At 32.6% G+C, this 21,814-nt stretch carries 19 protein-coding genes; 15 read left to right on the top strand and 4 right to left on the bottom strand.

Features of this window, described 5'->3' with window-relative positions; genetic code table 11:
- Window positions 1-33: 33 nt before the first annotated feature.
- From ACEPXG_RS12915 to ACEPXG_RS12865, 11 genes are all read left to right on the top strand, one after another.
- Window positions 34-1,509 (top strand): lipopolysaccharide biosynthesis protein, encoded by a 1,476-nt coding sequence (locus ACEPXG_RS12915; protein WP_391203020.1) that lies wholly within the window; start codon window positions 34-36, stop codon window positions 1,507-1,509.
- A 156-nt stretch (window positions 1,510-1,665) separates the two neighbouring features.
- Window positions 1,666-1,917 carry a GDP-mannose 4,6-dehydratase gene (locus tag ACEPXG_RS12910; RefSeq protein WP_391203017.1) on the top strand — a complete coding sequence of 84 codons (252 nt, stop codon included), beginning with the start codon at window positions 1,666-1,668 and terminating at the stop codon, window positions 1,915-1,917.
- A 208-nt stretch (window positions 1,918-2,125) separates the two neighbouring features.
- Complete coding sequence (locus tag ACEPXG_RS12905) at window positions 2,126-3,028, top strand: NAD-dependent epimerase/dehydratase family protein (RefSeq protein ID WP_391209898.1); 903 nt, start codon at window positions 2,126-2,128, stop codon at window positions 3,026-3,028.
- 13 nt (window positions 3,029-3,041) lie between these two features.
- Window positions 3,042-3,737: a hypothetical protein gene (locus ACEPXG_RS12900; protein ID WP_391203014.1), complete on the top strand. Its 696-nt coding sequence runs from the start codon at window positions 3,042-3,044 to the stop codon at window positions 3,735-3,737.
- Between the two features lie 161 nt (window positions 3,738-3,898).
- Entirely contained in the window at window positions 3,899-5,005 is a 1,107-nt protein-coding gene (locus tag ACEPXG_RS12895) for an EpsG family protein (protein WP_391203011.1), read from the top strand.
- A 333-nt stretch (window positions 5,006-5,338) separates the two neighbouring features.
- Window positions 5,339-6,451: a glycosyltransferase family 4 protein gene (locus tag ACEPXG_RS12890; protein WP_391203008.1), complete on the top strand. Its 1,113-nt coding sequence runs from the start codon at window positions 5,339-5,341 to the stop codon at window positions 6,449-6,451.
- A gap of 33 nt (window positions 6,452-6,484) precedes the next feature.
- Entirely contained in the window at window positions 6,485-7,507 is a 1,023-nt protein-coding gene (locus ACEPXG_RS12885; RefSeq protein WP_391203005.1) for a polysaccharide biosynthesis protein, read from the top strand.
- The gene (locus ACEPXG_RS12880; RefSeq protein ID WP_391203002.1) at window positions 7,504-8,613 is read left to right on the top strand and encodes an NAD-dependent epimerase/dehydratase family protein; all 1,110 of its coding nucleotides are present in this window, start codon (window positions 7,504-7,506) and stop codon (window positions 8,611-8,613) included. Before ACEPXG_RS12885 ends, ACEPXG_RS12880 begins: the two co-directional genes overlap by 4 nt.
- Before the next feature lie 2 nt (window positions 8,614-8,615).
- Window positions 8,616-9,743, top strand: coding sequence for a non-hydrolyzing UDP-N-acetylglucosamine 2-epimerase (wecB, locus tag ACEPXG_RS12875; protein WP_391202999.1), 1,128 nt, complete (start codon window positions 8,616-8,618; stop codon window positions 9,741-9,743).
- Window positions 9,743-10,963, top strand: a complete 1,221-nt coding sequence (locus tag ACEPXG_RS12870; protein WP_391202996.1) for a glycosyltransferase — start codon at window positions 9,743-9,745, stop codon at window positions 10,961-10,963. The genes wecB and ACEPXG_RS12870 overlap by 1 nt, the downstream gene beginning before the upstream one ends.
- A complete protein-coding gene (locus tag ACEPXG_RS12865) occupies window positions 10,963-12,072 on the top strand; it encodes a glycosyltransferase (protein ID WP_391202993.1) in 1,110 nt (369 codons plus the stop codon). The genes ACEPXG_RS12870 and ACEPXG_RS12865 overlap by 1 nt, the downstream gene beginning before the upstream one ends.
- A gap of 167 nt (window positions 12,073-12,239) precedes the next feature.
- Here ACEPXG_RS12865 and ACEPXG_RS12860 read toward each other — a convergent pair whose 3' ends face one another.
- Window positions 12,240-12,545 (bottom strand): IS66 family transposase, encoded by a 306-nt coding sequence (locus ACEPXG_RS12860; RefSeq protein ID WP_391209896.1) that lies wholly within the window; start codon window positions 12,543-12,545, stop codon window positions 12,240-12,242.
- 650 nt (window positions 12,546-13,195) lie between these two features.
- Between ACEPXG_RS12860 and ACEPXG_RS12855 the strand changes: the two genes are divergently transcribed.
- Together ACEPXG_RS12855 and ACEPXG_RS12850 are read left to right on the top strand one after the other, a co-directional pair.
- Window positions 13,196-14,923: an acyltransferase family protein gene (locus tag ACEPXG_RS12855; protein ID WP_391202990.1), complete on the top strand. Its 1,728-nt coding sequence runs from the start codon at window positions 13,196-13,198 to the stop codon at window positions 14,921-14,923.
- 174 nt (window positions 14,924-15,097) lie between these two features.
- A complete protein-coding gene (locus ACEPXG_RS12850) occupies window positions 15,098-15,265 on the top strand; it encodes a hypothetical protein (protein ID WP_391202987.1) in 168 nt (55 codons plus the stop codon).
- Between the two features lie 160 nt (window positions 15,266-15,425).
- Here ACEPXG_RS12850 and ACEPXG_RS12845 read toward each other — a convergent pair whose 3' ends face one another.
- Complete coding sequence (locus ACEPXG_RS12845; RefSeq protein WP_391202984.1) at window positions 15,426-16,640, bottom strand: NAD(P)/FAD-dependent oxidoreductase; 1,215 nt, start codon at window positions 16,638-16,640, stop codon at window positions 15,426-15,428.
- A 109-nt stretch (window positions 16,641-16,749) separates the two neighbouring features.
- Between ACEPXG_RS12845 and ACEPXG_RS12840 the strand changes: the two genes are divergently transcribed.
- Window positions 16,750-17,631 (top strand): 5'-3' exonuclease, encoded by an 882-nt coding sequence (locus tag ACEPXG_RS12840; RefSeq protein WP_391202981.1) that lies wholly within the window; start codon window positions 16,750-16,752, stop codon window positions 17,629-17,631.
- A gap of 516 nt (window positions 17,632-18,147) precedes the next feature.
- Here the strand turns inward: ACEPXG_RS12840 and ACEPXG_RS12835 are convergent.
- Together ACEPXG_RS12835 and ACEPXG_RS12830 are read right to left on the bottom strand one after the other, a co-directional pair.
- Window positions 18,148-18,612 (bottom strand): STAS domain-containing protein, encoded by a 465-nt coding sequence (locus ACEPXG_RS12835; protein WP_391202978.1) that lies wholly within the window; start codon window positions 18,610-18,612, stop codon window positions 18,148-18,150.
- Between the two features lie 257 nt (window positions 18,613-18,869).
- Window positions 18,870-19,187 carry a thioredoxin family protein gene (locus ACEPXG_RS12830; RefSeq protein ID WP_151700750.1) on the bottom strand — a complete coding sequence of 106 codons (318 nt, stop codon included), beginning with the start codon at window positions 19,185-19,187 and terminating at the stop codon, window positions 18,870-18,872.
- Window positions 19,188-19,418: 231 nt separating this feature from the next.
- On the opposite strand from ACEPXG_RS12830, the gene ACEPXG_RS12825 reads away from it, so the two are divergent.
- On the top strand, window positions 19,419-21,803 hold the full coding sequence (locus ACEPXG_RS12825; protein WP_391202975.1) for a 3-hydroxyacyl-CoA dehydrogenase/enoyl-CoA hydratase family protein: 2,385 nt from the start codon (window positions 19,419-19,421) through the stop codon (window positions 21,801-21,803).
- The last annotated feature ends 11 nt before the right edge of the window (window positions 21,804-21,814 follow it).

The following is a 21,814-nucleotide window of genomic DNA, read 5'->3' as shown; positions in this document are numbered from 1 at the left end:
TTGCCGTTTTGATTTATCGATTGGAGAAAATATATGGAAGAAATGCATTTTAATAAACAAAAAACGATGACTGGCTTATTTTGGAGTGCGACGGACATATTTGCAAATAGTGGGATTCAATTTATCATTCAAATTATTCTAGCAAGACTCCTATTACCGGAGCATTTTGGCGTTATTGGAATGGTTTTAGTATTAAATGCGATTTCAACCTCCTTAGTTGACTGCGGATTTTCCCAAGCATTGATAAGAGATCAAGATACAAGTCAAGCAGACTATTCGACAATATTCCATTTTAACTTGATCATTTCTATTTTAATTTATTTTGTTTTATATGTTAGTGCTCCTTTTGTCAGTCGATTCTTTAGTACTCCGCAATTGATTGAAATTATTCGAGTACTTTCTATTACCCTTATAATAACTTCATTAGCAATAATTCAAAGAGTAAAGCTTACTAAAATGCTCGATTTTAAAACGTTGGCGAAAGTAAAATTCATAGCCGTATTTACATCTGGTAGTATATCAATTTTAATGGCCTTTTTAGGTTTCGGTGTCTGGAGTTTAGTTGCCAATATGATTGTTCTTCAATTCATACAAACTATATTATTATGGTGCTTTAATCGTTGGATTCCTTCATTAACATTTAATATGAAATCATTTAAAAAGTTTTTTAGATTTGGATATAAACTTTTAATATCCGGAATTATCGATTCCATTTACAATAATTTGTACTATTTAGTAATTGGTAAACTTTACACTGCTACCCAACTTGGATATTATTCAAACGCCGAGAGATTAAGGGACATGTCTTCTCTACCTATTGTAGCTACATTACAACGAGTAACCTATCCGGTACTGAGTAGAACCCAAGATGACGAAGAAAGACTTAAATCAGTATTTAAAAATATGATTAAAATAACTAGTTTTATTAATTTTCCTCTTATGATAGGTATTGCGGTAATCGCAACTCCGCTTTTTCAAGTACTCTTTGGTGAAAAATGGCTACCGTCGGTACACTATTTTCAATTGTTATGTATTGCAGGTATGATGTACCCAATTCATTCTTTAAATCTTAATGTTCTGCAAGTAAAAGGGAGATCAGATCTGTTTTTACTATTAGAAGTTATAAAAAAAGTTATTATTACCTTATTGGTTGCTTTGTCATTGCTTTTGAAATTAGGTATCATCGGGCTCATTTGGACAGGTGTTATTAGTTCGTTCATCTCGTTATTTATAAATACGTACTATTCAGGAAGATTAATAGGGTATTCAACTAAAAATCAGTTGAAGGATTTATTCCCTATGTTTTCCATTTCTATTTTGATGGGATGCGTAGTATTTGTATCTGGTTATATATTGCCAGATGATTATTTAATCAAGTTAATTTGTCAAATTTGCATCGGCATTTCTGTTTATATTCTAGCTAGTGGAATTTTCAGGATTAGACAATTAATGGATTTGTATCAATTAATTTTTCCATTCATTTTAAAGTTAAAAATGTTAAATAGGTAAAGTATTATATATTTGGAATTATAAGTTTGGTTGCTATTCAAAAAAAGAGGAGGCTTTCAATCATTGGACTAAAGTTTAAGGATCCCATTCATATTACTAGACCGTTGCTTCCAAATCTTCAAAATGTATCTAGCGGGCCATTGCCCTACGATAGACATGGTACTTCACAATGGAGGTATTGGGGAAGTATACAACATCGGTGGAAATAATGAAAAAGAAAATATAGAAATCGTTAAACTAATTCTAAACTATTTAAATAAAGAGGAGAATTTAATTGAATTTGTACAAGATCGTTTTGGTCATGATAGGAGATATGCAATAGATAATTCTAAAATAAGTAAAGGATTGGGATGGTCTCCTTCTTATACCTTTGAAGAAGTTGTTGCAGAAACAATCATTGGTATATAGAGAATAAAGTATGGACCGACATCTCAAATTTTGCCACCAGTTAAAGAAAAGTACTAGGATTATTTATAGAAAATGATTAACTAAAAAACAAACTAGGAGGAAGAAATAAAGAAATTTGTAAAGTAATTTTACGTTTGAAAAAAATGTTTGCAAAAACTATTTCTATATTTCGAATTTTAATTGAATCGGGGGATATACATTGAAGGTAATGGTGACAGGAGCAGCAGGTTTTATAGGTCCTTACGTCGTACAAGCATTATTAGAACAACAAATTTCGGTAATAGCGGTAGATAATTTATCGACTGGAATGTTAAGTAATATATCAAAAAATGTTCTCTTTTATGAAATAGATATTACGAAAAATGAATTAGAGTCTGTTTTTCAAATAGAACAACCTGATTATGTCATTCATTTGGCTGCACAATCATCCGTTATCAAATCAATGATTAATCCAGTAGAAGATTGCCAAGCAAACTTATTTGGCACTTTGAATATTTTAAGATATGCGAGACAATATGAAGTGAAAAAATGCGTGATGGCTTCTACAGCAGCAGTATATGGCAATCCTACTAAACTTCCAGTTTTAGAGGACAGTAAAATTTCTCCTCTCTCTTTTTATGCACTTTCTAAAATATCTGCCGAAAAGTATGCACAGCTTTATGAAAAATTATTTGATGTAAAAAGCACTATATTACGATTTTCTAATGTTTTTGGCCCTAAGCAACCAAATGGAGTCATTTCAAGTCTTATCCTCCGGTTAATAGAGGGAGAAAACCCTATTATTTACGATGGTAATCAAACGAGAGATTTTATCTATGTAAAAGATATAGCAACGGCGTGCGTACAAGCCATTATGTCTGAACATACAGGTGTTTATAATATTAGCTCTGGTGTAGAAATTTCTATTCAAAGACTCTATGAAGAAATAGCTGAACTAATAGGTTTGAAGAGAGAACCAATTTATGAATCTCTGAGAGATGGAGAAATTCAACGAAGTGTTCTCTCTAATGAAAAAGCAATTGCATCGCTTGGGTGGAACCCATCTTATAGTTTTGTTCAAGGTTTGACAGAAACGATACAATATTACAAGCTACTAAACCAACCATATTAGAAAGGGGAGTTATTTGGAGCTCATTGAGATTAAAACACTGAAGCATTTAGAAGTATTCGAAAAAGAATGGAATGCCATTTTGCAAGAAAGCAAAAATGATAATCCATTTATTAAATATACTTTTAGTTATAATTGGTGGAAGTTTATAGGACTTCAAGAGAAAGTTGAAATTTATGCAGTTAAGGAACATAACAGAATTATTGCTTTTTTTCCGTTTCAGGTTAAAAAAAATAACTTTTCATACGTTTTCCACTTTTTAGGTCAAAGTAGAGAAAGTTATATGGATTTTATTGTTAAAAAAGTAGATAAGAAAAGAACTATTATGTTCACGATGGATGAATTAATTAGATTGAAAAAAAGTATCGTGTTTTATTTAGATGGACTATTAGAAGTTTCGGATACTATAGATAGTTTATCTGAGTATCTAATAGCTCGAAATTTGAAAGCTGGCTATTATAAAATGGATTTACCTTCATTTGATTTGGAGAAAATGTTGAAATTAGATCTAAGCTTGGGTTATGAACTTTCCAATTTAGAAAAGTCTATTGAACTTGGTAACACCAATTTAATTATTTTCTCTACTAATACTCTAAAAGCAAAAATGTACCGAAACTTTTTATGGATCAAAGAATGGAGTTTATCTAAGAAAAAGTTATCAAAAAGAAAATTGAAAAGCCTTTATAACAAAGAAAAATTAGAAGGAATTTGAGCAAATTAATCGTGGGCACAGATTAAATTGGTCTCATCTTCATTCAAATTACCACTGTTAGACTAAGGAACATTTTTGTTGTCATGAGTATATAGTGGTAATTACTTTTTCTATATTTCATATACTTCTTTTAAAGTGTATTTCGTAAAGGGAGTCAATTTATGTATTACACGGTGTTATTAATAGGATTTATTTTTCAGTTATTTAACAAAAAGATATTATTCTGGATTTTTTCGATAATTTTAGTTTTACTAGCTGTCTTAAGATATGGTATTGGATTAGATTTTTTTGCTTATGAATATCTATACTTAAGGTTGAATCCATCTATTTTAGATGAGATAAGATTTGGATTAGATAACCAAGAAGCCGGCTTTCGAGCTCTTGGTTCTATTATGAAGAACATAGGGTTAAGTTATCAACAATATTTAGGGGCATATTCCATTATTACTATTTTGTATATGTCAAAAATTTGCAATAAATACAGTAATAATCCTACACTCTCCTTATTACTCTTCTTTTGTTTTTATTATTTAACATGGACTTTTAGTGGAATTAGACAAGGAGCTACTATAGCTATTGGATTGTTTTATTTGCTAGAGTGTATTGAAAAAAATAAAACAATAAAATTTGTTTTTATTGTAATTTTACTTTCTTTCATACACTCATCTGCTATTGTACTACTTCTTTTATACTTTTTATCGAGAATAGATATTGATAAAAATAAGTTGATAAAATTATCAGTAGCTAGTATAACGCTATCATTAATACCTTCCGGTTTTATAATAAGTAAATTGACTTGGTTGCCCTTTTATTCCAGAATTTTTCCATATCTTAACACCGAAATTACATTAAATTTATTTGATTTCGCTGGAATTTGCAGAATCCTATTCCTTATTGTTGCTTTAACATACTACGATCAATATTGTAAACAAAGTGATATATCCAAAAAGATTATAAATATGTATATATTAAGTTTTATCATGTATTTTTTACTTCAGTTCTCAGAATTAACAGCAGCTAGGTTAGGAATCTATGGTAAGTTCTTGGATATCATTATACTGGCAAATATTTTGTATTTATATAAGTTATCCATAAATAGGCTAATATATATATTAGGCATACTGTTTCTATGCTTTATGTATTTATCTAAAGAGTCGGCTGAAATAAAAAAAGTGATAATAACCGACTCACTAATAACTCCTTATGTAAATGTCTTTAACAAAGGCACTTATAATTTTAGTCGATTTAATATATTTATAGATGACTGATTACAGAATTAGTTCTGTTCAAGCTACGAACTTTCGGACGGTATAAAATTATGCATTATCTAGCCGCTTTTTGGAATATTAGAATTCCAAAGGCGGCTGTTTGTATTTTCATCAATCTTCGGAGCTATGTTTACATTAAGTTGAATAATACACAATGCCCAAGCATATTATAAAAATGAAGTAACTATGGAAAGTATTTCTTTTGCTTAGGGAAAAAAATGAGGTGTTATCATCAAAAAAAATGTAGGGATTCTATGTCAATTCTTTTATCCAGAACATGTCTCTTCGGCAACTTTAATTACTGAACTTGCAATTGGTTTAAAAGAAAGGGGATTGGATGTCGGAGTAGTTTGCGGATATCCCCAAGAGTACATTTCTGACGATTTTAAAAAAATCCCAGCACATGAGAATTTGGAAGGAGTAAAAATAAAAAGAGTTAGATATACCAGGTACAATAATAAATCGAAATTTGGTCGTATCTTTAATTTTTTTTCACTTTTTCTATCTATGCTTACTAAGTTATCTTACTTAAGAAAATTTAATAAGATCATTGTTTACTCAAACCCACCTATTTTGCCTTTAATTACTTATCTATTAAAAAAGATTTATGGAACAGAATTTATATTCGTTGCTTTCGATGTCTATCCAGATAATGCTTTAAAGATTAATAGTATAAAAGAGAATGGGATCATTCATAAGTTAATGAATTTTATTAACAAACGTGTCTATTCCAATGCTTCTAATATAGTTCTATTGGGAAATGAAATGAAAGATTATGTATTGAATCACAACATTGCTAAGAGCTCAAAAAACTTAAAAGTTATTCCAAATTGGTTCACTAATGAAAATACTGTTCAAAGTCCTTTTGTAGTTAATCATGAATTTAATGAAATTAAAAAAAAATATAAGTTCATTGTTTTATATTCTGGAAATATGGGCTTAGCTCAAGATATGGAAACTATTTTACAAGGTATCTTAAACTTCAAAAATCATGAAGATATATTTTTCATTTTCTCAGGACATGGTAGTAAAACAGAATACGTTGAAAGCTTTTTAAAAAATAGTAGTATAAACAATTCTAAAGTCTTTGAATTTTTAAAAGGACAAGACTATGCAGATGTTTTAACAATAAGCAATTTATGCTTAGTTAGCTTGGAAAAAGGTATTGAAGGTCTTGGAGTACCGAGTAAAACTTATGGATACTTAGCTGCTGGAAAGCCGGTACTATCGATCATGAGTCATGATACTGATATTGCCAAGGACTTAGCCGAATTTGAATGTGGTGAGAACATTGTGCAAGGCAATATAATCGATTTCGTGAATGGCATTAATAGATACTTTTTAAATACAGCATTAGCTGAAGTAGAGTCTAATAATGCCAGAAAATTATATGAAACTAAATATACTAAAGATATTAATATAGATAAATATTTTGAGTTAATTTAACTACCATTATATAAAGAAAAGGTGTGATTCTTTATGTTTAAAGATAAAACGTTGCTTATTACTGGTGGGACTGGATCATTTGGAAATGCTGTAATGGAGCGGTTCTTAAATAGCGATATAAAAGAAATACGAATTTTTTCCCGCGACGAGAAAAAACAAGACGATATGCGTAAATTATATAATAACGACAAATTAAAGTTTTATATAGGTGATGTTAGGGATTTATCTAGTGTTAAGTACGCAATGAATGAAGTAGATTATGTATTTCATGCTGCCGCCCTAAAGCAAGTCCCATCATGTGAATTTTATCCGATGGAAGCAGTTAAAACAAATGTACTTGGTACAGAAAATGTATTGAATGCATCCATTGAATATGGAGTGAAAAAGGTAATTTGTCTTTCAACAGATAAAGCTGCTTATCCAATAAATGCAATGGGTATTTCTAAAGCAATGATGGAGAAAGTTATAGTTGCAAAAGCAAAAACTGTTTCTCCTGAAAAAACATTAATATGTGGAACAAGATACGGTAATGTAATGGCTTCTCGTGGATCAGTTATCCCATTATTTGTGGAACAATTGAGAGCTGGAAAAGCCTTAACTGTAACGGATCCAAAAATGACACGATTTTTAATGAGTCTAGAAGAAGCAGTAGAACTAGTAATATTTGCATTTCAACATGCAAATGCAGGAGATATTATGGTACAAAAATCACCTGCATCTACAATTGCTGATTTAGCACAAGCTGTAAATGAATTATTTAATGCTAATAAAGATATAAAGACTATTGGTACAAGACATGGAGAAAAACTCTTTGAAACTTTATTAACTAGAGAAGAACATGTTGTTGCTGAAGACTTAGAAGGGTTTTATAGAGTCCCAGCAGATAATCGGGATTTAAATTACGATAAATATTTTGAGGATGGAGATAAAAAACTTTCATCGGACGAAGAATACAATTCCCATAATACGTATCGCCTCACTATTGAACAAATAAAAGATAAACTACTGCTACTCCCTTATATTCAGAATGAATTGAAAGGTTGGAGTAACGAGTGAAAATACTTATAACAGGAGCTTCTGGATTTGTTGGGAAAAACTTAGTTGCTGAGTTAAGACATAGAGGTTATGAAGATCTTCTTTTATTTACTAAAGAAAATTCATTAGAACAACTAAAGCAATATACGAAAGAATGTGAATTTGTATTTCATTTAGCAGGTATTAACAGACCGGAAAATGAAGCGGAATTTATGGAAGGCAACTTGGGGTTAACATCAAAACTGTTAGAACTTCTAAAGATGCATCATAATAAATCGTCTGTTCTTATTTCTTCTTCCATTCAAGCGGAAAAAAATAATCCTTATGGTAAAAGTAAAAAAGCCGGAGAAGATGTAATATTTGATTACTCCAAAGAAACAGGGTCAGAGGTTTATGTATATAGGCTTCCGAACTTGTTCGGAAAATGGAGTAAACCTAATTATAATACAGTAGTGGCCACATATTGCTATAATATCGCAAGAAATATAGATATTGAGGTTAATAATCCAGAAGCTGAACTTACTCTTAACTATATAGATGATGTATTAGAAGAGTTTGTAAAAGCGCTAGAGGGTTATCCAACGCAACAAAGTAAATATTGCACAATACAAAAAACATATTCAATTAAGCTTGGTGATTTAGCAGAACGGATAGAAAGTTTCAAACAAAGTAGAAGTATGCTAAATGTACCCAATATGGGAGACGACTTAACTAAAAAGCTTTATAGCACTTATTTAAGCTTTTTACCAGAAGATAATTTTTTATATGACCTAAAGATAAATTTAGATAATCGTGGTTCTTTCACAGAATTTCTTCGAACACCTGACAGAGGACAAGTCTCAGTTAATGTGTCCAAACCAGGAATTACAAAAGGTAACCACTGGCATCATACGAAGAATGAAAAGTTTCTAGTAGTTAGTGGGGAAGGGCTTATTAGATTTAGAGAATTTCATTCAGCAGATATTATTGAATACCGCGTAAGTGGGGAAAAACTTCAAGTGGTCGATATTCCTGTAGGATACACACACTCGATTGTAAACATTGGTAATAGTGATATGGTCACTGTTATGTGGGTAAATGAATGTTTTAATCCTGAAAATCCAGATACTTACTACTTGGAGGTATAACTATGAAGAAATTAAAAGTTATGACGGTAGTCGGTACTAGACCAGAGATTATACGATTATCAGCTGTAATTAAAAAATTAGAAGAATCAAATGCAATTGAACATATACTTGTTCATACTGGTCAAAACTATGATTATGAATTAAATGAAGTGTTCTTTAAAGATTTTAATTTAAAGAAACCGGATTATTTTTTGAATGCTGCAACTGGAACAGCCATTGAGACAGTAGGAAACATTCTAATTAAGATTGATCCAATTCTAGAAGAAGTTCAACCAGAGGCCTTTTTAGTTCTAGGGGATACGAATAGCTGTTTATGTGCGATTGCAGCGAAGAGAAGACATATTCCAATTTTCCATATGGAAGCGGGTAATAGATGTTTTGATCAAAGAGTACCAGAAGAAACAAATAGAAAAATTGTCGATCATACAGCTGATATTAACTTAACTTATAGTGATATCGCAAGAGAATATTTGTTAAGAGAAGGACTCCCGGCAGATCGGATTATTAAAACTGGAAGTCCAATGTTTGAGGTACTCAATTCAAGAAAAGATGATATTGAAAAAGCTGATGTACTGGAGCTTTTAAACCTTGAAGAAGGAAAGTATTTTGTAGTGTCTGCACACAGAGAAGAAAATATTAATTCTGAAACTAATTTCCTAGATTTAGTTGAAAGTTTGAATTCAATTGCAGAAAAGTATAATATGCCTGTAATCGTAAGTACACATCCTAGAACTAGAAATATGATTAATGCTCTAGGCATAAAGTTTAATTCATTGGTAAAAACAATCAAACCTATAGGATTTAATGATTATGTAAAACTTCAAATTAAAGCTAAAGCAGTATTAAGTGATAGTGGAACGATTAGTGAAGAGTCTTCTATTTTAGGGTTTAGGGCACTTAATATTAGACAAGCTCATGAAAGACCAGAAGCGATGGAAGAAGCATCGGTTATGATGGTGGGTTTGAAGAGAGAAAGAATATTACAGAGCCTTGAGATTTTGGAATCACAAGAAAAAGACACACTAAGGTATGTTCGGGATTATAATATGCCTAATGTGTCAGATAAAGTACTTAGAATTATCTTGTCATATACAGATTATATAAATAGAGTTGTGTGGGGAACAAATTAGTGAAAGTAATACAAATTAACTCGGTTTGTGGGATAGGGAGCACTGGTAGAATAGCAACGGACATTCATAATATCTTGATTGAACAAGGGCATGAAAGTTATATATCATATGGTAGGGATAACCCTAAGAATTGCGACACAGCAATAAAAATTGGAACGAAGTATGATAACTATACGCATGTTGCTTTAACAAGAATTTATGATAAACATGGATTTGGATCTAAGAAAGCTACTATGGAATTTATTAAAAAGGTAGAAGAGTTTAATCCCGATGTAATTCATCTTCATAACATTCATGGGTACTATATTAATATTGAATTGTTATTTGATTATCTAAAGAAAGCTAATAAGCCTATCATTTGGACACTACATGATTGTTGGGCATTTACAGGGCACTGTACTCATTTTGACTATACGGGATGTAAAAAGTGGAAAACAGGATGTAGCGATTGCCCTGAGAAAAACTCATATCCAGCTAGTGCATTTATTGATAATTCGAAAGTAAATTATTTTAAGAAAAAAGATATTTTTAATGGAGTTAAGAATTTAACTATTATAACACCATCTAAATGGTTAGCGAACTTGGTGCAAGAATCATATTTAAGAGATTATCCAGTCAAAGTAATTAATAACGGGATTGACCTTAATGTATTTCAATCCACAAAGAACAACTTCAGAGAAAAAAATAATCTTGAAGGAAAATTTATTATTTTAGGCGTAGCAAGTATTTGGAGTAGAAAGAAAGGATTTGAATATTTTTTAGAATTATCAAGTCGAATTAAGGCTAATGAAATTATAGTATTAGTTGGAGTAACAGAAAAACAAAAAAAACTATTACCCAAAAATGTCTTGGGGATAAATAAAACCAATAATATTAAAGAACTAGCTAAAATATATTCAGCTGCAGATGTATTTATTAATCCAACATTAGAAGATAATTTTCCGACCGTAAACTTGGAAGCGTTAGCTTGCGGTACACCAGTTATTACATTTGAAACGGGTGGTAGTGTAGAAAGTATAGACACAAATTCAGGGTTTATAGTTGAAAAAGGGGATATTAAGGGACTAATAAATTCAATAGAAAAAGTAAAAGAACAAGGAAAATTAATCTACTCCACTCATTGTAAAAATCGTGCAAGAGAATTATATGATAAAAGTGATAAATTTAATGAATATTTACAAGAATATATTCAACTAACTATCAATGGGAGTGGAATTTAATGAAAAAGGTACTGTTTTTAATTTATCAGTTAAGAGGGGGAGGCGCGGAGAAAGTTTTGGTTGACATAGTTAACCATATGGATAAAAAAAAGTACGATATTACGGTTATGACTGTTGTTGATTGTTCAAAAGATAAACATCTTCTTCAGGAGGATATAAAATACAAATATATTTTTAAGGGCTATTTAAAATATGATAGGTTATTTTTTAAACTTATGAAGTCAGCAACTCCGAAGTTTCTTTATTCATTGTTTATCAAAGAAAAATATGATATTGAGATATCAGCAATAGAAGGGATTCCATCAAAAATCATAAGTGGATGTAATAATATTACTAGCAAAAAAATAGCGGTAATACATGCAGATTGTGAAAGTATTGCATGGCCGTCTGGAAGATATAAAAACTTTAAACAAGAAGAAGCTAGTTATAGATCTTTTGATAAATTAATTTTTGTTTCAACTAATACCCAAAAAAAATTTTTGAATAAGTATAATATTGAAAAAAATAAAGCAATTCCAATTCACAACCCTTTTGATATAAATCATATAATTAAAAAATCTCAAGAGGAAATAACAGATTATAAGAAAGAAGATTATTTGTTTGTTTCTGTGGGCAGATTAGAAAAAGTAAAAGGATATGATAGATTAATAGATGCTTTCTGTGAGGTATTTAAAGAATATCCACAGGTAAGGTTATTGATTGTCGGAGATGGAACCGAAAGAAATAAATTAATGAAAAAAATAAATCAGATGGAAATGAGAAACAATATCCTATTATTGGGATATAGAGAGAATCCTTATAAGTATATTAACTTATGTGATGCTTATATTTGTTCTTCAAGATCGGAGGGTCTTTCTTCTTCAGTTATAGAAGCATTGGTTATAAATAAACCAATTATCACTACAGATTGTGGAGGTATGACTGAAATTTTACTGAACAATAGATGTGGATTAATTGTACCGAATAACACTATAAGTATAATTCATGGTATGAAAGAGATTCTTAAAAACAAAAATTCATTAATAAAAAAAATGCACATAGAACAGAATAAAAGAATGTCAGAGTTTTCTTTTGAAAAGTACTTTGAAAAATTAGAAAAATCATTATAGGGTTTGAAAAAATTATAAAGAAAGTGTACTAGGGGTTGTTATAAGCGGACCTTTCCGATACGTATGATAAATAGCCGTCTATGACGATTTTTCAAATCGAATAGGCGGCTGATTTTATGGTTTGCTACATGTTGCTTAGGTGGTCTTTGACCAGGGCAAGTAGTGATCTAAAATCTCAGGATTTTGATGGATATTAAATTCGGTAAATCTGTCAGCAGCTTCTTTATATATTCATAGAAATCGATGCCATTACTCTTGGCTGTCTCTGCAAAACTTAAACAAATAGCGTTTGTCTTTGCACCGGCCTCTCTAACGGAAAGCATCCAATTTTTTCGACCTTTAACATTGCGACGGATGGCATTTTCAGCTGGATTATTGTCAATTTCAATACGACCATCATAGAAAAATGCTTTTAATCCGTCAGCTCTATTTAATGTATACTCAGCTACTTTTGCGAGAGCACTTCGAAGAATGGAGACGCATCCACCTACTCAAAGAATTCATCCACAATAACATACAGTAATTCTTCTCGGATAAGGCACATGTTCGACGTTATTGGTTGAAAGCTGATAGCAAAAACGGATAAACTGGCGTGAGCTATTGTGATAAATTATATCGATTGGAGCGGAAATTCAAAAACCTATCTTCTAGTAAACGCTAAAAAAAGCGAATGAAATATTCGAAGCCTTTAGTGTCAAGAATGAAACGTAAACCTATTCTATTTTTAATTTATCATGCAAATTATGGTGTGAGTGAAACTATTGTAGCTTTTATCAAGAAATACAATTATGAAAAAAGAACCGTTATTTATACCGGGTTGAGTAATTTTAAAGCAGTCAGAGAGTTATTACCCTATTTAGGTGTGTGTAGATTTTGGGGGAGTATTAGCAACCGATGCTCAATTAAATGAGTTACAAACATATCTACCCAATGCAATGGCTAGTATGGTGGATTATGAGTAAATTACTGCAAAAGGTCAGGCTGTTATTCAAAATGCAAGGAATTCTATTACGATATTGATTAGTAACTAGTTGGTAAAAAAGTGTTTACATTCAATTTAGAATATATAACCTAATGAGTGATTTGGTAACTGGTAATTATTAACGGAAGGATGGGCTAATAGTTGAGTGTTGGAGTAGATAGTGGATACAGAAGTGACATTGATGGTTTAAGAACCATTGCTGTACTGTCTGTTATTATATTTCATTTCGGATATTTACCCTACGGTTACTTAGGTGTTGATATATTCTTTGTCATTAGTGGTTATTTGATAACTAAAATAATAGACAGAGATATTAGAAATAATCGGTTCTCTCTCAGATATTTTTATCTTAGAAGAGTAAGGAGAATACTTCCATTAGTTTTGGTAGTTACTATAATCGCAATGGTAATTGGTTTTTTTGTAATGTTACCAGATGATTTTGAGAATTTAGTGCAGTCGGTAGTAGCTACTAATTTTTTTAGTAATAATATTTTGCAATATATCACAACGGGTAATTATTGGGATGTGGTAAACGAGTATAAACCATTGATGCATACATGGAGCTTAGGTGTTGAAGAACAATTTTATGTGTTATACCCTTTGATTTTCTTATTGTTAGGTAAAAAAGAAAAACTCAGAAAATTTGTTCTTCCTACGATTATTTTATTCACTTTAATTTCCATTGTTCTTTTCATCTCACCTGTGTTTGGAGATGCTTCTAAGTTCTACTTGTTGCCTTTTAGATTTTTTGAAATAGCTATAGGTGGTATCGGGGCTCTTTTATTCAAAGATAAATTGATCCAACATAAACTTACTCCATTAAGTATTCTATTATTATTAGTACTGTTTATTTGGGACATTAATTGGTTAAATGACAATCTTAGACTTATTTTAACTGTGTTTCTTACTCTTTTCTTACTTTTGTCGGCAAATGAAGAAAATAAAGTTTTGAGTAACAGGATAATGGTTGGTATAGGTAAAATAAGTTTTAGTCTTTATTTATGGCACCAATTAGTTTTAGCATATGCAAGATATACATTAATAGGTGAAATAAATATAAGTCACATAATTATTATGTTATTAATAATATTTATGCTTTCGATTATTTCTTACAATTATGTTGAACAACCCTTTAGAAATAAAGTGAAAATTAAAACGCCAAAATTAATATGGATACTGTCAATTGGTTTTGCGTTTACAACAGTATCTTCGTTAGCTATCTATATCCAAGCGGGAGTAGTTAGAGATGTCCCAGAATTAGAGATTGTTAAATATAATGTTCATAGAGGAATACACGCAGAATATAATGACGCTATACATGAGCGAGATCGAGAGTTTTCTGATACTGATAACATAAAGGTATTTGTAGTTGGCAATAGTTTTGCAAGAGATTGGGTAAACGTCTTATTGGAATCAAAATATAAAGATAGCATTGAAATAACTTATACTACTGAAATTACTAATGATCCTTTAGATATCGAGAGATTAGAGGAAGCAGAGTATATATTTTTCTCTGAATTAGACAAAGCCAAATTTGATAAATATAAAGCTAAGTATGATATTGATGAATCTAAAGTTTGGAATGTAGGGACAAAGAATTTCGGTAAAAATAATGGAATTCACTATTCTAAAAGAAAAACAGAAGGTTATTTTGACCAACGGACCATCATGGAAGAGGGTTATTTGGAAAAGAATCAGAAGTTGAAAAGTGAGTGGGGGGATAGATATATCGATCTGATTTCAATGGTTTTTTACGATGATTATAAAGTTCCCGTTTTTACACCAGATGGTAAATTCATTAGTCAAGATTGTAGACATTTGACTAAAGCTGGTGCAAAATTCTTTGGAAGTTTAATTAGTCAGGAATAACATTGTAGAAACGTTCGAATTAAGAGGTGCACTGACCTAAATAAATGAGACAAATAAAAGCACCTTTCATTGAAAAACGGGTATACAATACCTAAATTCAATACGGAGGTGTTTTTTCTAAGGGGACAAGAGTCAGTTATCCAATTGAAGTGAAAATGAAGGAGATAGAAACGATTGGCTAAGGTATCAGTAAAGGAAGTAATGGGAAAATTGAGTATTCGGAACAAAACGCAATTGAAGAGTTGGGTGCATTGCTATCGAAATGAAGAAATCCACCGTCTCCATCAGCCAGTCGGTAAAGGACAACCAAAAATAACGGCGCGGCCTTCTACGAATACATGAAAAATGAAAAAATTAAGTGATGCCAAGGGAAATCTTGGCCATTTAAATAAAATAGTCTCATTACAATACTACTAAACGTTTAAAATCCTATCTTTTGATTGGTGTAGTAAAACCTATTTAATAAAAAAAACGAAGGGAAGAAGCATCCCCTTCGTTTTTTTTATTTCACCCCATACTTCCGATCCAGTTGAACAATCTCAGCATCTTCATTCCGTTTTCCCATAACCAAATCTCTTAGTATTTGCGACCCCAGCATACTATAAACAGTTCCGTTCCCACCGTATCCTAATAAATAGTAGTGATTGGGCTTTGTTGGGTGCTCTCCAATAAAAGGTAGATTATCTATCGATTCGCCGAAAGTTGCTGCATAGGCGTACTCAATGTCAATTTTGTAGTTTGGGAATAATTCTTGCGCTTGTTTTAATAATTTTTCTGCATGTTGTTGGATTATATCTTGGGAATAAGGAGCCTCAGATTCTTCTTCATCTAAGCCACCAACAATTAGTCTATTATCTACGGTAGATCGAATATACAAATAAGGGCGCTTTGTTTCCCAAATAAGTGCTTGTTTGTACCAATCGTGAAAATTTTCAACAGGATTACTTACGAACACATAGGAGCGATTGATAACAGCGCCTATTCTTTTCCCTACTGGTACAGTTTCATATCCTGTTGTAAAAATGATCTTTTTCGCTAGAAAAGAATGTTCAGAAGTACGGATATCTAAAAAGTTATCGGCCTCAAATACGTCCTCTACCTCTACGAATGGAAATAGGTGACCTCCTTTTTCCTCCACTTTTTGTAATAGGCCTAAAACAAATTTCAAAGGGTTTATTTCCGCATCTTCCGAGGTAATTAATGCTCCTAGTTTCGTAAAAGGTAATTTCTCTGTCATTTCTTTTGGTCCATAATAATCACATGGAAATCCATGTTTTTTTAGTGTGGCATATTCTACATTAATTTTTTCTACATCATTTTCATCACTAGCATAGCAAATGCTTGGTCTACGAATAAAATCAGCATCTAAATGCAGTCGAGTCACTATTTTCTCTAAATCATCTACCGCTTTATAGCAAAGTTTATAAAATTGAACGGCATCTTGTTCGCCAATTTGATCGATTAATTCGTGCAGCATAATATCATTTGAATATTGAAGAAGCCCCGTATTTGCACTCGTGCTACCGGTTCCAAATTGTCTTTTATCTACTATTGCAACAGTTAGCCCAGCCTCTACTATAGCTAAAGCTGTCAACGCTCCAGACATTCCTCCTCCAACAATTACAACATCATATAGGTCTAGCTTATCAAAATTAGTTCTGTTCTCGAATTGCGCAATTGTAGTAGGCCAGTATAATGAACCATTATGTATCTTCATTTAAAAGATCCCCCATATTATAAATCTCTATTTTATTATACCCACACTATCTAAGATTCAAGCCTACCCATGGTATACTATAAACAATCTACTATAAAGGGTGTTTGACATGAACCAAGAAAAACCACATGTATTAGTAATAGATGGGATGGCATTGTTATTCCGATCGTTTTTTGCAACTGCGATGTCTGGGAACTACTTTAAAAATGCAAAAGGAATTCCTACAAATGCTGTACAAGGCTTTGCAAGACATGTATTAGCTGCACAAAATTTAATGCAACCAACCCATATGGCTATTTGTTGGGACAAGGGGGCACGCACCTTTAGAAATGATTTGTACGATGGATATAAAGCAAATCGACCAAAGCCTGCGGAAGAACTGATTCCTCAATTTGATATGGCTCAAGACTTGTCTGAACATTTAGGATGGATGAACTTTGGTATTGTTGGAATGGAAGCAGATGATACAATCGCTTCGATTACACATAAATGGCAAGAGGATGCGAGGTTTACGATTGTAAGTGGGGATAAGGATTTACTTCAGCTTCTTCACCCATCAACAGAAATTGCATTTACAAAAAAAGGATTTACAATTTATGATGTATATAATGAAGGACGTTTTCTAGAGGAGTATGGCATTTCACCTTTACTATTTCCTGATGTAAAAGCGTTTATGGGAGATTCCAGTGACGGATATGCTGGAGTAAAGGGGATTGGCCCAAAAACTGCATTGCAATTAGTCCAAACCTACGGATCCGTAGAGAAAGTGATTGAGTCCCTACATTTACTGAAGGCAGGGCAAAAGGCTAAAATTGAAACAGATTTACAGATGCTTCAGCTATCTAAAGAGCTAGCAACTATTCGTCGCGACGTACCAATTGAAGCTGAGCTAGATCATCTAATTGTAAAAGATATTCCATCAACTAAATTCGATTATTTATATGACAATGGGTATACGATTTTAGCTAGACAACTCCAAAATCAGCAATAAGTGTTGGATGTCCGAACTAAGAGTTTTTCCTAGAATCACTAGGGAGAACTCTTTTTTTATGAAAGTATATGAATCTTGGATGCTAGGAATCCAGTAATAGTAAGGATTCATAGTATAATTTCAAGGGTTTGATCTTGATTTTTTTTAGTTTTACCGTACACAGTATACATGAATCAGTTGGTGCATGATTAGAGTAGGTGGTGCTAGACAAAATTACATAGCATCCATTACTAAAGAAGCACGGAGCGGACGAAATTGCATCTTCGTCCGCTTTTAAAAGAATAGGATGGGATTTATTCTTTCATTAACCAAATCTAATGCATCATGTCCCTACATATTCCAAGAGGGTGACGGACAAACATCCGCCACAAGATTACCGAAAAAATGGATCGTGAAGTGAAGCAGTCAATTCTCAATCCACAAAAATACCCTCGTTAATAGTGTAGCTGATATTTCGTCCCAAGCTCTCTGAAATTGGTGAAGACAAGATGAGCTTAAAGGAAGTTTGCGTTTTTTTTATTTAGAAGAAATAGTCTGATTCATTTCACTTAAAAGACGATTTAATGCTACTTTGAAACTATTATATGTTTCAAGCTCCACATGAATATTGGCATGAACAATTTCACGGATAAATCTAGGATTAAAGCCGACATATATTGAACGAATACCCATCAGACGAAGAGAACTGTTTAATCTAGATATAGAGATAGCTAAATCATTAAAGTCAAATGTTTCTATATCTTCTAAGCTAACTGCTGAAAAATCAAAAACGGCAGTTTCGACTTCTCGATGCTCTCCAACATATTCAAGTGTTTGGGTCTCAATATTTTCAAAACGCTCTTTAAACATATATCCTACAATAGGGATCATAATTGTTTTTGAAACAATAGATGGAATAATTGGAGTAGACATTGTTTTAATGATTCGTTCGTAATAGGCGATCTTTTCTTTTAGTTCTAGAATTTCATTTTCTTGCGACATGCAGACACCCCAGTTTTTTTCTTATTATAACGAATAAAACATGAAAAAATCAAAGAAAAGACTGCTCCAATTAGGAACAGCCTTCCTATTTAATTAGTTTTGTGCTTCTAGAAATTCTGTTACTTGCTCCTGCGCAAGCTCGTCGCAGAAAAGTTTATGCTCCTGCGCAAGCTCGTCGCAGAAAAGTTTATGCTCCTGCGCTAGTTCGTCGCAGAGTATAATGATGTTCCTCCGAACAAAGTGTTACTACTTTACAATTAGTTCTGAGCATCCAAAAATTCTGTTACTTGCTCCGGAGATTTAGCATTTGCGCTATGCAAGTGAGCTTTTTTCTCGCCTTTTTTATAAATGAGAAGACTTGGAATACCCATTACTTCATATTTATCTGCGATTTCTGGTAGTTCGTCACGGTTTACTTCATACCAAGTGTATTGATCATATTTTTCCACGATTGGATCGATAAACATGTCCATTCTTCGGCAATCAGGGCACCAACCAGCTTCGAATTTGACTAATACCTCTTGGTCACCAGAAATAATTTCATTAAATTGTTCTGTCGTTGTAATTTTATTCATATTATATACCTCCAATATTGATTTCATATTTAGTCTTCATGCACATTCCGCTTTGCTAATTCATTTTACACTGTTTCAGAAAGACTAGAAAGAAAATTGCTTTAAATTAATCATTTTATTATTGCGAAAATTTAAATAATGTTCTAAAATAATAGATATAGAGATTTGTTTTATTTTTTTTATGTATAAAATGAATGAGTATTCATTCAAGACGATAGGGAGGCATTGCACATGGCATATCAAATTAAAAAGGCAGCTGTTTTAGGATCGGGAGTAATGGGTTCTGGAATTGCCGCACACTTAGCGAATATCGGAATTCCGACACTTTTATTAGATATTGTTCCAAAAGAAGTTAGTAAAGAAGAAGATGGAAAAGGCTTATCTTTGGAGCATCCAGTTGTTCGAAACCGTTTCGCTCATAATGCATTACAAAAACTATTAAAACAAAAACCAGCTCCTCTGACATATTCCAAAAATCTACAGTTAATAACTGCGGGTAATTTAGAGGATGATTTAGAAAAATTAAAAGATGTGGACTGGATAATTGAAGTAGTTGTGGAAAACTTAGAGGTGAAAAAGAGCTTATACGAAAAAATAGATGCAGTAAGGAAAACGGGTACAATTGTTAGTTCTAATACTTCTGGAATCAGCGTTAATGCAATGGTGGAAGGTCGTTCGGAAGACTTTGCTAGACATTTCTTAGGAACACATTTTTTTAATCCACCTCGTTATTTAAAGCTTTTAGAAGTTATTCCTGCTAAATCAACAGATGCCGAAGTTATTGAATTCATGAAGCAATTTGGGGAAGAAGTGTTAGGGAAAGGGGTCGTTTTAGCAAAAGATACACCTAACTTTATTGCCAACCGAATTGGTACATATGGTTTACTCGTGTCTTTACGCGAAATGCAAGTACGTGGATATTCCGTAGGGGAAGTCGATTCTGTCACCGGTCCATTAATCGGTCGCCCTAAATCTGCTACATTTCGTACACTGGACGTAGTCGGACTTGATACTTTTGCTCATGTTGCAAAAAATGTTCATGATTTAACATCTGGGGAAGAGCAAAGAGTATTTGATATTCCGGACTTCTTGCATAAAATGCTTGAAAACAAATGGCTTGGAGCAAAAACAGGGCAAGGGTTCTTCTTGAAAAAAGATAAAGAGATTTTGGAATTGAATATAGATACGCTTGAATATGAACCAGTAAAAAAACTAAATACTGCTTCCATGGAAATGGCGAAACAACAAAAAGGGCTTGCTGCGAAAGTGAAAACATTAACGTATGCAAAAGACCGAACTGGGGAACTTCTATGGAGCATTTTAAGCCCAACACTTCTATATTCCGCGGAGCTCCACGGAGAAATTGCAGATGATATCGTAGCAATTGACCAAGCGATGAAATGGGGATTTGGTTGGCAACAAGGTCCGTTTGAAATATGGGATGCAATCGGCGTAAACGAATCCGTTGAAAAAATGAAGGCGGAAGGGCTAGAAATCCCGTATTTCACTCAATCATTGTTAGATAAAGGATTCAATACTTTCTATAAAGAAGAAAATGGAGACCTTTACTTTTTCGATGGAAATGACTACAAAATCGTACCTGTAAATGAAAAAGTAATTGATTTGAAAAGATATAAGAAAAAATATGGTGTCATTAAATCCAATGCTGGTGCTAGTTTAATAGACTTAGGAGACGGAATTGCACTCCTTGAATTTCACTCTAAATCAAACTCTATCGGGATAGATATCGTCCAGATGATCAACTTTGCAATAGATGAAGTGGAAAAGAATTATAAGGGTCTTGTCATTGGAAACCAAGGAAAAAACTTTAGTGTAGGGGCCAACCTTGGCATGATCTTAATGGAAGCGCAAGATGATAATACATTTGAATTAGATTTCGTTGTTCGCAGCTTTCAAAATGCGATGATGAAAATAAAATATTCTTCTAAACCTGTTGTTGCTGCTCCTTTTGCTATGGCGTTAGGAGGAGGAGCGGAAGCTTGCTTGCCAGCAGCGCATATTCAAGCAACAACTGAAACATACATGGGGCTAGTTGAAGTAGGGGTTGGTCTAATCCCTGGTGGTGGCGGAAACAAAGAACTATATATGAAACATTTAAAAGGCCTTCCGAATGGTGTTCAAGTAGACTACCAAAATGTTGCAAACAAAGTATTCGAAACAATTGCAATGGCGAAAGTTTCGACTTCTGGAGAAGAAGCTCGGGAAAATAACTTCTTGAACTTTGCGGATGGTATTAGTGTGAATCCGGATCATCAATTATATGATGCAAAACAGGCAGCACTTTCCCTTTCGGAAGCTGGATATAAAGCGCCAATTCGCGAAAAAGTACCTGTAACAGGTTCACCTGGTTATGCAACTTTATTGTTAGGAGCAGAGGGAATGTTCTTATCTGGCTATATTAGTGACCATGACTTGAAAATAGCGAAAAAACTTGCATATGTCATTGCGGGTGGCGAAGTTCCATATGGCACTTTAGTGGATGAACAATATTTACTTAATTTAGAACGTGAAGCTTTCTTAAGTCTAGTTGCAGAACCAAAATCACAAGCAAGAATGCAGTACATGCTAGTGAAAGGTAAGCCATTACGCAACTAATTTTGCGTTCA

This window comes from Psychrobacillus sp. L4 (genome assembly GCF_042944905.1).
Classification (GTDB): Bacteria; Bacillota; Bacilli; order Bacillales_A; family Planococcaceae; genus Psychrobacillus.
Note: the sequence above shows the minus strand (reverse complement) of the source record. Positions and strands in the feature narration are given on the sequence as shown.

Excerpts from the sequence above, each read along its gene's own strand:
- ACEPXG_RS12835 (WP_391202978.1), bottom strand. The coding sequence starts at position 18,612 with ATGTCGCAAGAAAATGAAATTCTAGAACTAAAAGAAAAGATCGCCTAT.
- ACEPXG_RS12825 (WP_391202975.1), top strand. The coding sequence starts at position 19,419 with ATGGCATATCAAATTAAAAAGGCAGCTGTTTTAGGATCGGGAGTAATG.
- ACEPXG_RS12910 (WP_391203017.1), top strand. The coding sequence starts at position 1,666 with ATGGTACTTCACAATGGAGGTATTGGGGAAGTATACAACATCGGTGGA.
- ACEPXG_RS12830 (WP_151700750.1), bottom strand. The coding sequence starts at position 19,187 with ATGAATAAAATTACAACGACAGAACAATTTAATGAAATTATTTCTGGT.
- ACEPXG_RS12915 (WP_391203020.1), top strand. The coding sequence starts at position 34 with ATGGAAGAAATGCATTTTAATAAACAAAAAACGATGACTGGCTTATTT.
- ACEPXG_RS12885 (WP_391203005.1), top strand. The coding sequence starts at position 6,485 with ATGTTTAAAGATAAAACGTTGCTTATTACTGGTGGGACTGGATCATTT.
- ACEPXG_RS12845 (WP_391202984.1), bottom strand. The coding sequence starts at position 16,640 with ATGAAGATACATAATGGTTCATTATACTGGCCTACTACAATTGCGCAA.
- ACEPXG_RS12905 (WP_391209898.1), top strand. The coding sequence starts at position 2,126 with ATGGTGACAGGAGCAGCAGGTTTTATAGGTCCTTACGTCGTACAAGCA.
- ACEPXG_RS12895 (WP_391203011.1), top strand. The coding sequence starts at position 3,899 with ATGTATTACACGGTGTTATTAATAGGATTTATTTTTCAGTTATTTAAC.
- ACEPXG_RS12865 (WP_391202993.1), top strand. The coding sequence starts at position 10,963 with ATGAAAAAGGTACTGTTTTTAATTTATCAGTTAAGAGGGGGAGGCGCG.
- wecB (WP_391202999.1), top strand. The coding sequence starts at position 8,616 with ATGAAGAAATTAAAAGTTATGACGGTAGTCGGTACTAGACCAGAGATT.
- ACEPXG_RS12840 (WP_391202981.1), top strand. The coding sequence starts at position 16,750 with ATGAACCAAGAAAAACCACATGTATTAGTAATAGATGGGATGGCATTG.